At 63.4% G+C, this 13,454-nt stretch carries 12 protein-coding genes; 10 read left to right on the forward strand and 2 right to left on the reverse strand.

Annotated elements, in window-relative coordinates; genetic code table 11:
* The first annotated feature begins 8 nt into the window (after nucleotides 1-8).
* The 3 genes from ACFOGH_RS07240 to ACFOGH_RS07250 are packed head-to-tail and all read left to right on the forward strand — an operon-like array spanning nucleotide 9 to nucleotide 1,702.
* Entirely contained in the window at nucleotides 9-428 is a 420-nt protein-coding gene (locus ACFOGH_RS07240; RefSeq protein WP_380072398.1) for a globin domain-containing protein, read from the forward strand.
* Between the two features lie 36 nt (nucleotides 429-464).
* On the forward strand, nucleotides 465-1,214 hold the full coding sequence (locus tag ACFOGH_RS07245; protein WP_380072399.1) for an SDR family oxidoreductase: 750 nt from the start codon (nucleotides 465-467) through the stop codon (nucleotides 1,212-1,214).
* Nucleotides 1,211-1,702, forward strand: a complete 492-nt coding sequence (locus ACFOGH_RS07250) for a gluconokinase (RefSeq protein ID WP_380072400.1) — start codon at nucleotides 1,211-1,213, stop codon at nucleotides 1,700-1,702. The genes ACFOGH_RS07245 and ACFOGH_RS07250 overlap by 4 nt, the downstream gene beginning before the upstream one ends.
* Before the next feature lie 216 nt (nucleotides 1,703-1,918).
* On the opposite strand, the gene ACFOGH_RS07255 is transcribed toward ACFOGH_RS07250, so the two are convergent.
* Nucleotides 1,919-2,863: a LysR family transcriptional regulator gene (locus ACFOGH_RS07255; RefSeq protein WP_380072401.1), complete on the reverse strand. Its 945-nt coding sequence runs from the start codon at nucleotides 2,861-2,863 to the stop codon at nucleotides 1,919-1,921.
* A 143-nt stretch (nucleotides 2,864-3,006) separates the two neighbouring features.
* On the opposite strand from ACFOGH_RS07255, the gene chvE reads away from it, so the two are divergent.
* From chvE to ACFOGH_RS07290, 7 genes are all read left to right on the forward strand, one after another.
* Entirely contained in the window at nucleotides 3,007-4,083 is a 1,077-nt protein-coding gene (gene chvE, locus ACFOGH_RS07260; RefSeq protein ID WP_380072402.1) for a multiple monosaccharide ABC transporter substrate-binding protein, read from the forward strand.
* A gap of 52 nt (nucleotides 4,084-4,135) precedes the next feature.
* The gene (mmsA, locus tag ACFOGH_RS07265) at nucleotides 4,136-5,665 is read left to right on the forward strand and encodes a multiple monosaccharide ABC transporter ATP-binding protein (RefSeq protein ID WP_380072403.1); all 1,530 of its coding nucleotides are present in this window, start codon (nucleotides 4,136-4,138) and stop codon (nucleotides 5,663-5,665) included.
* Nucleotides 5,665-6,840 carry a multiple monosaccharide ABC transporter permease gene (gene mmsB, locus ACFOGH_RS07270; protein WP_380072404.1) on the forward strand — a complete coding sequence of 392 codons (1,176 nt, stop codon included), beginning with the start codon at nucleotides 5,665-5,667 and terminating at the stop codon, nucleotides 6,838-6,840. Before mmsA ends, mmsB begins: the two co-directional genes overlap by 1 nt.
* 12 nt (nucleotides 6,841-6,852) lie before the next feature.
* A complete protein-coding gene (araD1, locus tag ACFOGH_RS07275; RefSeq protein WP_380072405.1) occupies nucleotides 6,853-7,845 on the forward strand; it encodes an AraD1 family protein in 993 nt (330 codons plus the stop codon).
* A gap of 7 nt (nucleotides 7,846-7,852) precedes the next feature.
* On the forward strand, nucleotides 7,853-9,595 hold the full coding sequence (araD, locus tag ACFOGH_RS07280) for an L-arabinonate dehydratase (RefSeq protein ID WP_380072406.1): 1,743 nt from the start codon (nucleotides 7,853-7,855) through the stop codon (nucleotides 9,593-9,595).
* Nucleotides 9,595-10,506, forward strand: coding sequence for a Gfo/Idh/MocA family protein (locus ACFOGH_RS07285; RefSeq protein ID WP_380072407.1), 912 nt, complete (start codon nucleotides 9,595-9,597; stop codon nucleotides 10,504-10,506). The genes araD and ACFOGH_RS07285 overlap by 1 nt, the downstream gene beginning before the upstream one ends.
* Nucleotides 10,507-10,581: 75 nt before the next feature.
* The gene (locus ACFOGH_RS07290; protein ID WP_380072408.1) at nucleotides 10,582-12,087 is read left to right on the forward strand and encodes an aldehyde dehydrogenase (NADP(+)); all 1,506 of its coding nucleotides are present in this window, start codon (nucleotides 10,582-10,584) and stop codon (nucleotides 12,085-12,087) included.
* Nucleotides 12,088-12,253: 166 nt separating this feature from the next.
* On the opposite strand, the gene ACFOGH_RS07295 is transcribed toward ACFOGH_RS07290, so the two are convergent.
* Nucleotides 12,254-13,405, reverse strand: coding sequence for a fumarylacetoacetate hydrolase family protein (locus tag ACFOGH_RS07295; RefSeq protein ID WP_380072409.1), 1,152 nt, complete (start codon nucleotides 13,403-13,405; stop codon nucleotides 12,254-12,256).
* Between the last annotated feature and the right edge of the window lie 49 nt (nucleotides 13,406-13,454).

Here is a 13,454-nt window from a genome sequence, read left to right on the forward strand (position 1 = left end):
GGTGGGGCATGACCTCGGTCATCGACCGCATGGGCGGCGAGGCGGTGCTGCGCGCGCTGGTGGACCGCTTCTACGACCTGATCGAGACCGCGCCTGCGGGGAGGCACATCCTGCACCTGCATTTTCGTGGCCATGGCATCGCGCATGTGCGCGCCGCTCAGTTCGAATTTCTCTGCGGATTTCTCGGCGGGCGACGCGATTACATGCTGCGCCCCGGCGCGCTGAACCTGAAGGATCAGCACGGCCATGTGCCGATCCGCCCCGAAGACGCCGCAGATTGGCTGGCCTGCATGGCGCAGGCCCTGCGCGATACCGGCGTGCCCGAACCCGTGCGGGCCCAAGTGTTCGCGGCCTTCCAGAGCGCCGCCCATGCGCTGATCAACCGCCCCGCCACCACGACACCGCCCGAGATTGACAGCCGCAGTTAGCGCCAACATAACTGCGGGCTGGCAAAGGGGAACAAAATGAAGCTGTTTGATCTGACGGGCAAGCGGGCGCTGATCACCGGGGCGTCACAGGGCATCGGCTTTGCGCTGGCCAAGGGGCTGGCCGAGGCGGGGGCCGAAGTGGTGCTGAACGGCCGCGATCAGGCGCGGCTTGATGCGGCGGTGGCGCAGGTGCCGGGCGCGCGCGGGCTGGTGTTTGACGTCACCGACTACAAAGCCGCGCGCGCGGCGGTCGATGGGTTTGAGGCCGCCATCGGCCCGATCGACATTCTGGTGAACAACGCAGGCATGCAGCATCGCGGCCCGCTGCAAGACTTCCCCGAAGACGCCTTCCAACGCCTGTTGCAGACCAATGTCGCCAGTGTGTTCAACGTCGGCCAAGCCGTCGCCCGCCACATGATCGCGCGCGGCGCGGGCAAGATCATCAACATCGCTTCGGTGCAGACCGCTTTAGCGCGGCCCGGCATTGCACCCTATACCGCCACCAAGGGCGCTGTCGGCAACCTGACCAAAGGCATGGCAACCGATTGGGCCAAGCACGGGCTGCAATGCAATGCGATTGCGCCGGGGTATTTTGAAACGCCGTTGAACGCCGCCCTCATCGCCGACCCCGCCTTCAACGACTGGCTGATCAAACGCACCCCCGCCGGGCGCTGGGGCCGGGTGGAGGAATTGGTGGGGGCCTGCGTGTTTCTCGCCTCGGCGGCATCGAGTTTCGTGAACGGCCAATGCCTGCATGTGGACGGCGGCATCACGGTCTCGCTGTGAAGATCATCCTGATGGGGGTCTCCGGCTGCGGTAAATCCTCGGTCGGGGAGGCACTATCCCAAGCCATCGCCCTGCCCTACGGCGATGGCGACGATCTGCACCCGGCCCAGAACATCGCCAAGATGGCACGCGGAGAAGCGTTGGACGATGACGACCGCTGGCCGTGGCTGCGGCTGGTGGGTCAGGCGCTGACCGCGCCGGGGATTGTGGGCTGCTCGGCCCTGAAGCGCAGCTACCGCACGCTGATCGACCAAGAGGCCGGCGGCGGTGTTTTCTTCGTGCATCTGGCCGGATCGCGCGCAGTGGTCGAGGCCCGCATGGCCGCGCGCACAGGCCATTTCATGCCCCCCGCCCTGCTCGACAGCCAATTCGCCACGCTAGAGGCGCCGGGGCCGGATGAGCGGGCGGTGGCGGTGGATATTGATCAGCCATTGGCGGACGTGGTGGACGAGATTGTTGGCAAGCTGCGGGGAATGTCTGGCGGCTGACGAACCAATGCCCCACAGGGCAGCGCCCGACCGCCGGGTGGGCGAGCCACAGAAATTCTAGGCGCTTTATGCCTCAAGAAATCCGCCAGAAGTTCTAAGCGAGACATGGCAATAGCGCCCGCCCGAGGGGGCGGTCGGGCGCTGCCCGGCGGCGCATTCGCGCCTTGATTCCGGGCCTGGACAGTTTGCTTGGCTGCTCCACCTGGCGAAGGCTCGTTACACGATCACCATGTTCTGTATCTCTCGCGCCAACCGCGCTGCAACCGGCGGCAGGATCGCATCGGCGCGGGTGACAAGGCCGAAGGTTTCCACCTCGATCCCCAGATCAACCGCCAGTTCGACATAGGGCGCGTCAGGATGCGCCGAAAAGCTGGTGACAACGGCGCGGGCCAAGGGCGCGATGGCGTTGGATTGCTGGAGCAAGGCGAAGATCAGCAGGAACGACGCGGTAGACAGCCGTTGCGGCGGGCTGGGCATGCCGCTGGCGCGCAGGCGGGCGTGGACGGCGCGTGACAGCAAGGATTCGGGCGGCGGCATCACCCAGTCATAGGCCAGCAGGTCTTGCGGTGTCGGGTTCGGATGATTGGCCAAGGGATGCCCCTTGCGCACCACCAGACTGACAGGCTCCGTCGCAATCGGGGCGAGTGTGAACAAATCGCGGCTGGGGCCTTCGGGCAGACGGCCAATGACAAAATCCAGCCGCCCTGCCAGCAGTTGCTCACACAGAAGATCCGAGGGCGACACCACAACCTCGACCGTCACCTGCGGTGCGGTCAGCCGCGCGTTGCGCAGCGTCGGCAGCACGCGGTCAATGGCAGGCCCGGTCACAGACCCGATCCGCACATGCCCCGCGCTGCCCGACGCGACCTCGCTCATATCGCGGGCGGCATCGCGCAACTCCATCTGGATACGCTGGGCGCGGGCGGCCAGCGCCTGCCCCACCGCCGTCAGGCTCATCCCGCGCCCGGTGCGCTGATGCACCGGGGTGCCGACGATGCGCTCCACCTCTGCCAGCAGGCGCGAGGCGGCAGGCTGCGTCGTGCCGATCTGCCCCGCCGCCAGACTGATCTGCCCGCTTTCGGCCAAAGCCGCCATCAGCCGCAGATGGCTCAGTTTCAACCCACGCTGTGCCAGAAGATCGGCGCTCAGAGGTTTTGGCATATCATTCCCGCCATGTGTATATAAGATTTCATCATTTGACCGATATAAATCGCTGTTGCAAGAGTGCCGCACGGTCTTGGGAGGGTCCGCCTTCGCCAGCCGTCGGGTTATCGCAGCCAATGTGCTGCTTGGGAGGATAGAGAATGCAAGTTTCAAGAAGGGCGCTTCTGGCGCTGGGCGGCGCTGCGGCTGCAACAAGCGTGTTCGGTCTGCCGGCTTTCGCGCAAGACAAGGGCACCATCGGCATCGCGATGCCGACGCAGTCCTCGGCACGCTGGATCTCGGACGGCAAGTCGATGGTGGATCAGTTCACCGCAGCGGGCTACACCGCCGATCTGCAATACGCAGAAGACGACATCCCGAACCAGTTGGCACAGATCGAAAACATGATCACCAACGGCGTCAAGGCGCTGGTGATCGCGGCCATCGACGGCACCACCCTGTCGAACGCGCTCGATGCTGCCAACAAAGCTGGCATCAAGGTCATCGCTTATGACCGTCTGATCCGCGATTCCGGCTCGGTCGACTACTACGCCACCTTCGACAACTTCAAAGTCGGCGTGCAGCAGGCCACCAGCCTGGTGGAAGGCCTGAAAGAGCGTTTCGCCGACACCAAGCCGTGGAATGTCGAACTGTTCGGCGGCTCGCCCGACGACAACAACGCCTTCTTCTTCTACGATGGCGCAATGTCGGTGCTGCAGCCGATGATCGACTCGGGCGAGATCGTGATCCCCTCGGGCCAGACCGGCATGAAGGTGGTCGGCACCCTGCGTTGGGATGCTGCCGTAGCACAAGCCCGCATGGATAACCTGCTGTCGTCGAACTATGGCGACAAGGTGCTGCACGGCGTGCTGTCGCCCTATGATGGTCTGTCGATCGGGATTCTGTCCTCGGTCAAGGGCGTGGGCTATGGCTCGGGCGATCTGAAGATGCCGATCGTCACCGGCCAGGATTGCGAAATCCCGTCGATCAAGTCGATCATCGCGGGCGAGCAGTATTCGTCGATCTTCAAGGACACCCGCGAGCTGGCAAAAGTCACCGTCAAGATGGTCGACGCCGTTCTCTCGGGCGCCGAGCCGGAAATCAACGACACCAAAACCTACGACAACGGCGTGAAAGTCGTGCCGTCCTATCTGCTGGAAAGCCAGCCGGTCAACGTCAGCAACTACGAAGCTGTGTTGGTCACTTCGGGCTATTACACCGCTGATCAGCTGAAGTAAGCTTAACTCGTGCCCGCCTATCCGGGCGGGCACGGGCTTTCGGGAGGAAACCATGACAGCATTGTTGGAGATGCGGGGGATCAGCAAGGTCTTCCCGGGCGTGCGGGCGTTGGACAACGTGTCGCTCAGCGTCGCACCGGGCGAGATTCACGCGATCTGCGGCGAGAATGGCGCGGGCAAATCCACCCTGATGAAGGTGCTGTCGGGGGTCTATCCGTTCGGCTCTTACGAGGGCGACATCATTTATGACGGCGAGACTTTGGCTTGCCGCAACATCCGCGACAGCGAAGCGCGCGGGATTATCATTATCCATCAGGAACTTGCGCTGGTGCCCCTGCTGTCGATTGCCGAGAACCTGTTCTTGGGCAACGAAGTGGCGAAGAACGGCGTGATCAACTGGGGTCAGGCCTATCAGCGCACCGAAGGCTTGCTGAAAAAGGTCGGCCTCAATGAATTGCCTACCACCAAGGTGGAAAAGCTGGGCGTCGGCAAACAGCAGTTGATCGAGATCGCCAAGGCCTTGGCCAAGGATGTGCGTCTGTTGATCCTTGATGAGCCGACGGCGGCCTTGCAGGAAAATGACAGCCAGAAACTGCTCGATCTGATGCTGGAATTGAAGGCGCAGGGCGTCACGCAGATCATCATCAGCCACAAGCTGAACGAAATTTCCCGCGTCGCCGACCGCATCACCGTGATCCGTGATGGTGCCTCGGTGTCCACGATGGACAAGCACGAAATCACCGAAGACCGCATCATCCGCGATATGGTCGGCCGCGACATGGCCCACCGCTATCCCGAACGCACCCCCAACCCCGGCCCGGTGCTGATGGAGGTTGCGGGCTGGAACGTCTGGCACCCCGAACAGGCCGAGCGGCAGATCATCAAGGACGTATCGTTCAACGTCAAAAAGGGCGAGATCGTCGGCATCGCGGGCCTGATGGGCACCGGGCGCACCGAACTTGCAATGTCGATCTTCGGCCAGTCCTACGGGCAGGGCCACAAGGGCAGCATCAAGATGCACGGGGCCGAGGTCGATGTGTCCACCGTGCCCAAGGCTGTGAAAGCGGGCATTGCTTACGTGACAGAAGACCGCAAGGGTCTGGGCCTTGTGCTGGAAGAACCCATCGTGAAGAACATCACCTTGGCCAATCTGGCAGGCGTGGCCATGCGCGGCGTGCTGGACAAACGGCGCGAAACCCGCGTGGCGGAAGGCTACCGCAAGCAGTTGGCGATCCGCACGCCCGGCGTGCAGCAAAAGGTGGTGAACCTCTCGGGCGGCAACCAGCAAAAGGTGGTGCTGTCGAAATGGCTGTTCACCGAACCCGAGGTTCTGATCCTTGACGAGCCCACGCGCGGCATCGACGTGGGGGCGAAGTTCGAGATTTACACCATTATGAAGGAACTCGCCGAACAGGGGCGGTCTATCGTGTTGATCAGCTCGGAAATGCCCGAGTTGTTGGGGATGTGTGACCGGATTTATGTGATGAATGAAGGGCGTATCGTGGGGGAATTGGATCGGTCGGAAGCCAGCCAAGAGAAGATCATGGCGCTGATCCTGAAGGGTGAAGGGAAGGCTGCGTAATGGCACAAGAGAAAAAATCCAGCTCGGCTTTGGGCGATCGGTTGCGCGAAAACGGCATGTTGCTGGCGCTGGTGGCGATTGTGGTGCTGTTCTCGGCGCTGCTGGGCTATCAGGGCAAGACGTTCCTGCAGCCGCAGAACATCACCAACATCTTCCTGCAAAACGGCCATGTGATCATCCTGGCCTTGGGGATGCTGCTGGTGATCGTGGCGGGGCATATCGACCTGTCGGTAGGCTCGGTTGCGGCGTTCACGGGCGCTGTTGCGGCCTATCTGACCGTCAATCTCGGCCTGCCGTTCTATGTGGTGATCCCCCTGACGCTGCTGGTGGGCGGCTGCATTGGCGCTGTGCAAGGCTACTGGGTGGCGTTCTGGCGCATCCCCTCCTTCATCGTGACGCTTGCAGGCATGATGGTGTTCCGGGGGGCGACGATGTGGATGCTCGGCGGCCAGAACATCGGGCCATTTCCGAAAGAATTCCAAGCGATTTCAAGCGGTTTCCTGCCCGACCTCACCGGCATCGGACAACCGCACGGCCTGACGGTGATCCTTGTGCTGCTGGCCATCGGCGCGCAGTTCTGGCTCGGTTTCCGCGCCCGCGCCCGCGATGCCGAGTTCGGGATGGAGGCCGAGCCGATGGCCCTGTTCATGGGCCGCACCGTGCTGATCGCCGCCGCCACCGCCTTTGTCGGCTATCAACTCGCCTACCTCAAAGGCCTGCCGAACGTGCTGGTGGTGCTGATTGTCCTCACCGTGCTCTATGCGTTTTTCACCGAAAACACCACGATGGGGCGGCGCATCTACGCGGTGGGCGGCAATGAAAAGGCCGCGAAACTGTCGGGCATCAACTCGGACCGTCTGGTGTTTGCCTGCTTTGTCAACATGGGCGTTCTGGCTGCCCTCGCGGGCATGATGGTGACGGCACGCCTCAACTCGGCCACCCCCAAGGCTGGCACCGGGTTTGAACTCGACGCCATCGCCTCGGTGTTCATCGGCGGCGCGTCAATGACCGGCGGTTCGGGCAAGATCGTCGGCGTGGTGATCGGTGCGCTGATCATGGGTGTGATGAACATGGGCATGTCGATCATGGGCATCGGCATTGATTACCAACAGATGATCAAAGGTCTGGTGCTGCTGGCTGCCGTGATCTTCGACGTCTACAATAAAGCGAAATAAGGCAGGAATATCATGCTGTTGTCTCAGATACTGAATGCCGATGGCACCATCAGCGTTGTGGCCCGCGAAGGCACCGAAGCCGCCATCGTGCGCGGTGCCACCAGCACCTATGCCTTGGCGTCCGAGGCTTTGGCGCAAGCCAAACCGCTGGCCGAAGTCATCGCCGCGCGCGGTCTGGGTGAGGCGGTCGATCTGGTAGCCCTCGCCGCCGCTGGCCGTCTGGCCCTGCCGATCACCCACCCCGATCTGACCCACATGCACCTGACCGGCACCGGCCTGACGCATCTCGGCTCAGCCGCCACCCGCGACGCGATGCACGCCAAGCTGGATGGTGCCGAGACGCTCACCGACAGCATGAAAATGTTCCAGATGGGTCTGGCCGATGGCCGCCCGGCAGCAGGCCAAGTCGGCGTGCAGCCGGAATGGTTCTACAAAGGCAACGGCCACACCGCCGTCGCCCCCGGTTCTGCCCTCACCTCACCCGGTTTCGCGCTGGATGGCGGCGAAGAACCGGAACTCGCTGGCATCTACCTGATCGACAAAGACGGCACCCCCGCCCGCGTCGGCTGGGCCTTGGCGAATGAGTTTTCCGACCATGTGACCGAGCGGATCAACTACCTGTTCCTTGCCCATTCCAAACTGCGCGAGGCCTCGTTCGGCCCCGAACTGCTGGTCGGCGATCTGCCCGCCGACGTGCGCGGCGCCAGCCGGATTTACCGCGACGGCAAAGCGATCTTCGACAAGCCCTTCCTGTCCGGCGAGGCCAACATGTCGCATACCTTCGCAAACCTTGAGCATCACCACTTCAAATACGCGCTGTTCCGCCAGCCCGGCGATTTGCATGTGCATATGTTCGGCACCGCCACGCTCAGCTTTGCCGATGGCATCAAACCGCAGGCAGGCGATGTGTTTGAAATTCAGGTAGACGCATTCGGTCTGCCGCTGCGCAATACTTTGGCCATAGCCCCCGCCCTGTCAGGCGCTGTGACCGTAAAACAACTCTGAGGATGATATGACCTTCAAACCTGCCGCATGGCCCCGCAAACTGCGCTCGCAAACCTGGTTTGGCGGCACTTCGAAGGACAATATCTATCACCGGGGCTGGATGAAGAACCAAGGCTTCCCCCCGGATCTGTTCGATGGCCGCCCGGTGATCGGTATTCTGAACACCTGGTCGGAACTCACCCCCTGCAACGCCCATCTGCGCGATCTGGCCGAGCGGGTGAAGCATGGCATCTACGAAGCAGGCGGTTTCCCGGTGGAAGTGCCGGTATTCAGCGCTTCGGAATCCGCCTTCCGCCCCACCGCAATGATGTTCCGCAACCTTGCCGCCATGGCGGTGGAGGAAGCCATGCGCGGTCAACCGATGGACGGCTGCGTGCTGATGGTCGGCTGCGATAAAACCACGCCCTCGCTGCTGATGGCAGCCGCCAGCACCGATATTCCGTCGATTGTCGTCACTGGCGGGCCGATGCTGAACGGCTATTACAAGAATGAACGCGTCGGCTCTGGCACCCACCTGTGGAAATTCTCCGAGGCGGTGAAGGCCGGGACGATGACCCGCGAAGAATTTGTCGAAGCCGAGGCCTCGATGTCGCGCTCTCCGGGGTCATGCAACACCATGGGCACCGCATCCACCATGGCCTCGATGGCCGAAGCCCTCGGCATGGCCTTGTCGGGCAACGCCGCAATCCCGGCGGTCGACAGCCGCCGCCGCGTGATGGCGCAACTGACCGGACGGCGCATCGTGCAGATGGTCAAGGATGATCTTAAGCCCTCCGACGTGATGAAGAAAGAAGCCTTTGAGAACGCCATCCGCACCAATGCGGCGATTGGCGGCTCCACCAACGCGGTGATCCACCTGCTTGCCATCGCGGGCCGGGTCGGCGTGGATCTGACGCTGGAGGACTGGGATCGCTGTGGCCGCGACGTGCCGACGATTGTCAACCTGATGCCGTCGGGCAAATACCTGATGGAGGAATTCTTCTACGCAGGCGGCCTGCCCGTGGTGATCAAACGTTTGGGCGAAGCGGGCCTCTTGCACAAAGACGCGCTGACGGTTTCCGGGGAGTCCGCATGGGATCAGGTCAAGGATGTGGTCAACCACAACGATGACGTGATCCTGCCCGCCGACAAAGCCCTCGCCAAGTCGGGCGGCGTGGTGGTCGTCAAAGGCAACCTCGCGCCGAAAGGGGCGGTGCTGAAACCCTCGGCGGCCACGCCTGCCCTGCTCACCCACCGCGGCCGCGCCGTGGTGTTCGAAGACATCGACGACTACAAGGCCAAGATCAACGACGAGGATCTCGACATCGACGAGACCTGCGTGATGGTTTTGAAGAACTGCGGGCCAAAGGGCTATCCCGGCATGGCAGAGGTCGGCAATATGGGCCTGCCGCCGAAAATCCTGCGCCGCGGCATCACAGATATGGTGCGGATCTCTGACGCCCGCATGTCTGGCACCGCTTATGGCACCGTGGTTCTGCACACCTCGCCGGAAGCCGCCGCAGGTGGTCCGCTGGCCGTGGTGCAGAACGGCGACATGATCGAGTTGGACGTGCCAAACCGCCGCCTGCATCTGGATATCTCGGACGCCGAACTGGCCGCACGCTTGGCCGCGTGGAAGCCGATCCATCCGCTTTACGAAAGCGGCTACGGCTGGCTGCATCAACGCCACGTCGAGGGTGCCGATACCGGGGCCGATCTCGATTTCCTCAAAGGCGCGCGCGGCAATGCGGTGGGCAAGGATTCGCACTGATGAAGATCGCTCTGGTCGGCATCGGCAAGATCGCCATTGATCAACACGTGCCCGCAATCGCCAACTCCAAGGATTGGGAGTTGGCGGCCACCGTCTCGCGCAAGGGCGCGGTCGACGGCGTGGAATCCTTCACCGATTTCGCCGCCTTCCTCGCCGCCCGCCCCGATGTGCCGGTGGTCAGCCTCTGCCTGCCCCCAGTGCCGCGCTTTGACTATGCCGAGGCGGCGCTGAACGCAGGCCGCCACGTGATGCTGGAAAAACCCCCCGGCGCGACCCTGGCCGAAGTCCATGCGTTAGAGGCGCTTGCCGCATCGAAGGGCCTGACGCTTTACACCACATGGCACAGCCGGATGGCCCATGCCGTCGCCCCGGCCAAGGCATGGCTGGCGGACAAAACCATCCGCAAAGCCCATATCACCTGGCGCGAAGACGTGCGCAAATGGCACCCCGGCCAAGACTGGGTGTTTGAACCCGGCGGCATGGGCGTGTTCGATCCCGGCATCAACGCTTTGTCGATCCTGACAGAAATCCTCCCCGCCCCGGTGCATCTGACCGCCGCGACGCTCGAATTTCCATCCAACCGCCAAACCCCGATTGCCGCCAAACTCACCTTCTCCGGCAACGTCACCGCCGATTTCGACTGGCGGCAGGAAGGCCCGCAAACCTGGGATATTGAGGTCGAAACCGACCACGGCCCGATGGCCCTGCGCATGGGCGGCAACGTGCTGGAAATCGACGGCAACCCCGCAGGCGGTGAAAACACCATCATGGGCGAATACCCCGCGCTTTACGCCCGCATGGCCGAACTGGTGGCGACCAAATCCTCCGAGATTGACCTCGCCCCCATGGTCCATGTCGCCGATGCCCTCACCCTCGGTCGCCGCCTTGAAACCACGGCCTTCGACTTCTAACTTCATCTTGGCCCAAATACTCCACGGGGGTCTGGGGGTGTGAAACCCCCAGCCTGCGTTGAAAGGAAAACCACCATGCTTACAGGCAAACACCTCATCGCTGGCCAATGGGTCGCGGGCGACACCACCTTCCTGTCATCCCCCGCCACCGGCGAAGCCCTCGCCTTTGCGGTCGGCACGCCGGCCCATGTCGACGCCGCCGTGCAGGGGGCCGAGGCCGCTTTCCCGTCCTATTCCGCACTCTCCCGCGAGGCCCGCGCCGCTTTCCTGGACAAGATCGCCGAGGAAATCGACGCACGCGGTGCTGAAATCACCGCCATCGGCACGTCCGAGACCGGCCTGCCCGCCGCCCGTCTGGAAGGCGAGCGCGGCCGCACCACCGGCCAGTTGCGCCTGTTCGCCAACCACATCCGCAAGGGCGACTATCTCGATCGCCGCTTTGACGCCGCCCAGCCCGACCGCGCCCCCGCCCCGCGCCCCGAGATCCGCATGATGCAGGTCGCCGTCGGCCCGGTCGCGGTGTTTGGCGCGTCCAACTTCCCGCTGGCGTTTTCCACCGCGGGCGGCGACACCGCCAGCGCGCTTGCTGCGGGCTGCCCGGTCGTCGTCAAAGGCCATTCCGCCCACCCCGGCACCGGCGAAATTGTCGCGCAAGCCATTGATGCCGCAATCAAAGCCTTGGGCCTGCATCCCGGCACCTTCAGCCTGGTGCAAGGCGGCAAGCGCGATGTCGGCGAAACGCTCGTCCAGCATCCGCTGATCAAGGCGGTGGGCTTTACCGGCTCGCTCGGCGGCGGTCGCGCTCTGTTTGATCTCTGCGCCCGCCGTCCCGAACCGATCCCGTTCTTTGGCGAACTGGGCTCGGTCAACCCGATGTTCCTGCTGCCCGCCGCCATAGCGGCACGCGGCGAGGCCTTGGGCAACGGCTGGGCGGGCAGCCTCACCTTGGGCGCAGGCCAATTCTGCACCAATCCCGGTATCGCCGTGGTGATCGACAGCGCCGAGACCCAAACCTTCATCGAAGCCGCCAAGGCCGCCCTCTCCAAGGTCGCAGCACAAACCATGCTGACCGATGGCATCGCCGAAGCCTACCGCGCGGGCCGCGACCGCGTGGCTGCCAGCACCGGCGTGCAGGCCGTGCTGACCTCGGTCTGCGACCTGCGCCAAGCCACCCCCTATCTGTTTGAGGTCTCGGGTGCCGATTGGCTGGCCAATCACGCCTTGGGCGAGGAAGTGTTCGGCCCGCTCGGCCTGATCGTGCGCGTCCGCGATTTCGCCGAAATGCAGGCGGTGGCACAAGCCCTGCAAGGTCAGTTGACCTGCACCCTGCACGTCGATGCCGCCGACTATCCGCAAGCCCGCGCTCTGCTGCCGGTGCTAGAGCGCAAGGCAGGCCGCATTCTGGCCAACGGCTTCCCGACTGGTGTGGAAGTGGTCGATGCGCAGGTGCATGGCGGGCCGTATCCGGCCTCGACCAACTTCGGCGCAACCTCTGTCGGCACGCTGTCGATCCGGCGCTGGCTGCGCCCGGTGGCGTTCCAGAACCTGCCTGCCGAGTTGTTCCCGGCCGATCTGGCGTAAGCCAACCGCAAAACACACAAAGCCTGTCAGAGCAGCCCTCTGACAGGCTTTTTCGTGCCAAAATCACCCAAAACACCCAGAAAAATCAACATATAGTGGTTTGTCGCCCGCCTTGACACAAGTCATTCCCAGATGGGAAAGCCCTCCATCTGCCAAAGCGCTGGCCCTACAGCAGCCCGCGGCCCGCCAGATTGCGCATCAGCGCCGCCGTGCCAAAGCGCCATTCCGGCGCCTCGGTCGACAGCCGGACAGTGTTTTGCAACACCCCAAGTTCAGGGGCCGCAATGCTGACCACATCCCCGACATGATGGGTAAAGCCCTGCCCCGGCCCGTCGCGATCCTGCACCGGCGAGAACATCGTGCCACAATACAGCATGAAGCCATCGGGGTATTGATGATGCCGCCCGCGCGTCTGCGCCACCAGATCAGCCGGGTCACGGCTGATCTGCCGCATCGAGGATGCCCCCTCCAGCCGAAAGCCATCCGCGCCCGTTACCGTCAGCGCCAATTCCAGATTGCGCACCATGTCCAGCGTGAAATCACCGTCAAACACCCGGATGAACGGCCCGATGCTGGCCGCCGCATTGTTGTCTTTCGCCTTGCCCAACAGCAGCGCCGAACGCCCCTCGACATCGCGCAGGTTCACGTCATTGCCCAAGGTCGCGCCAACAATCTCGCCCTTGGAATTGACCGCCAGCACCACTTCGGGCTCGGGGTTGTTCCATTTGCTGATCGGATGCAAGCCAACGCTGGCCCCATACCCCACCGCAGACATCGGCTGCGCCTTGGTGAACACCTCGGCATCCGGGCCAATGCCCACCTCAAGATACTGACTCCACAGCCCCTCGGCCTGCAACAGCGCCTTCACCTCGGCAGCCTTTGCCGAACCGGGGATCAGATCGCGCAGCGAATTGCCGATCACATCCGCCACCCGCGCGCGGATTTCCGCAGCACGCGCCGGGTTTCCGGCTGCGCGCTCCTCGATCACCCGTTCAACCATCGAACGCGCAAAGGTCACGCCGCAGGCCTTCACAGCGTGCAGGTCATTCGGGGCCAGAAGGTGAGTTTGCTCGGGGCGTGCCTCGATCGACCCGGCCGCAAGATCGCCCAATGCGCCAATATCCTCGCCCGGCGCGGTGGCGGTAAATTCTGCAAGGTCGGCGCGCTCCAGCGCATCGCGCATGGTGGGGGTGGTCTTGCTGGAAATGTCGATGACACGCCCCTGCCGCAGCGTGATCAGGCTTGGGCCAATCCCGGCACGCCAGATGCGGCCCAGCCAAAGGCCATCAGGAAGGGTCAAAGCGGAAGTTTGCGACATGCTGCGGTGCCTCTTTTTGCTGCGGCAAGATTGCGGGATTTCAGCGGCA

Origin of the sequence: Cypionkella sinensis (assembly GCF_042646385.1) — a bacterium.
GTDB classification, from domain to species: domain Bacteria; phylum Pseudomonadota; class Alphaproteobacteria; order Rhodobacterales; family Rhodobacteraceae; genus Cypionkella; species Cypionkella sinensis.

Excerpts from the sequence above, each read along its gene's own strand:
- ACFOGH_RS07240 (WP_380072398.1), top strand. The coding sequence starts at position 9 with ATGACCTCGGTCATCGACCGCATGGGCGGCGAGGCGGTGCTGCGCGCG.
- ACFOGH_RS07245 (WP_380072399.1), top strand. The coding sequence starts at position 465 with ATGAAGCTGTTTGATCTGACGGGCAAGCGGGCGCTGATCACCGGGGCG.
- ACFOGH_RS07255 (WP_380072401.1), bottom strand. The coding sequence starts at position 2,863 with ATGCCAAAACCTCTGAGCGCCGATCTTCTGGCACAGCGTGGGTTGAAA.
- chvE (WP_380072402.1), top strand. The coding sequence starts at position 3,007 with ATGCAAGTTTCAAGAAGGGCGCTTCTGGCGCTGGGCGGCGCTGCGGCT.
- mmsA (WP_380072403.1), top strand. The coding sequence starts at position 4,136 with ATGACAGCATTGTTGGAGATGCGGGGGATCAGCAAGGTCTTCCCGGGC.
- mmsB (WP_380072404.1), top strand. The coding sequence starts at position 5,665 with ATGGCACAAGAGAAAAAATCCAGCTCGGCTTTGGGCGATCGGTTGCGC.
- araD1 (WP_380072405.1), top strand. The coding sequence starts at position 6,853 with ATGCTGTTGTCTCAGATACTGAATGCCGATGGCACCATCAGCGTTGTG.
- araD (WP_380072406.1), top strand. The coding sequence starts at position 7,853 with ATGACCTTCAAACCTGCCGCATGGCCCCGCAAACTGCGCTCGCAAACC.
- ACFOGH_RS07285 (WP_380072407.1), top strand. The coding sequence starts at position 9,595 with ATGAAGATCGCTCTGGTCGGCATCGGCAAGATCGCCATTGATCAACAC.
- ACFOGH_RS07290 (WP_380072408.1), top strand. The coding sequence starts at position 10,582 with ATGCTTACAGGCAAACACCTCATCGCTGGCCAATGGGTCGCGGGCGAC.
- ACFOGH_RS07295 (WP_380072409.1), bottom strand. The coding sequence starts at position 13,405 with ATGTCGCAAACTTCCGCTTTGACCCTTCCTGATGGCCTTTGGCTGGGC.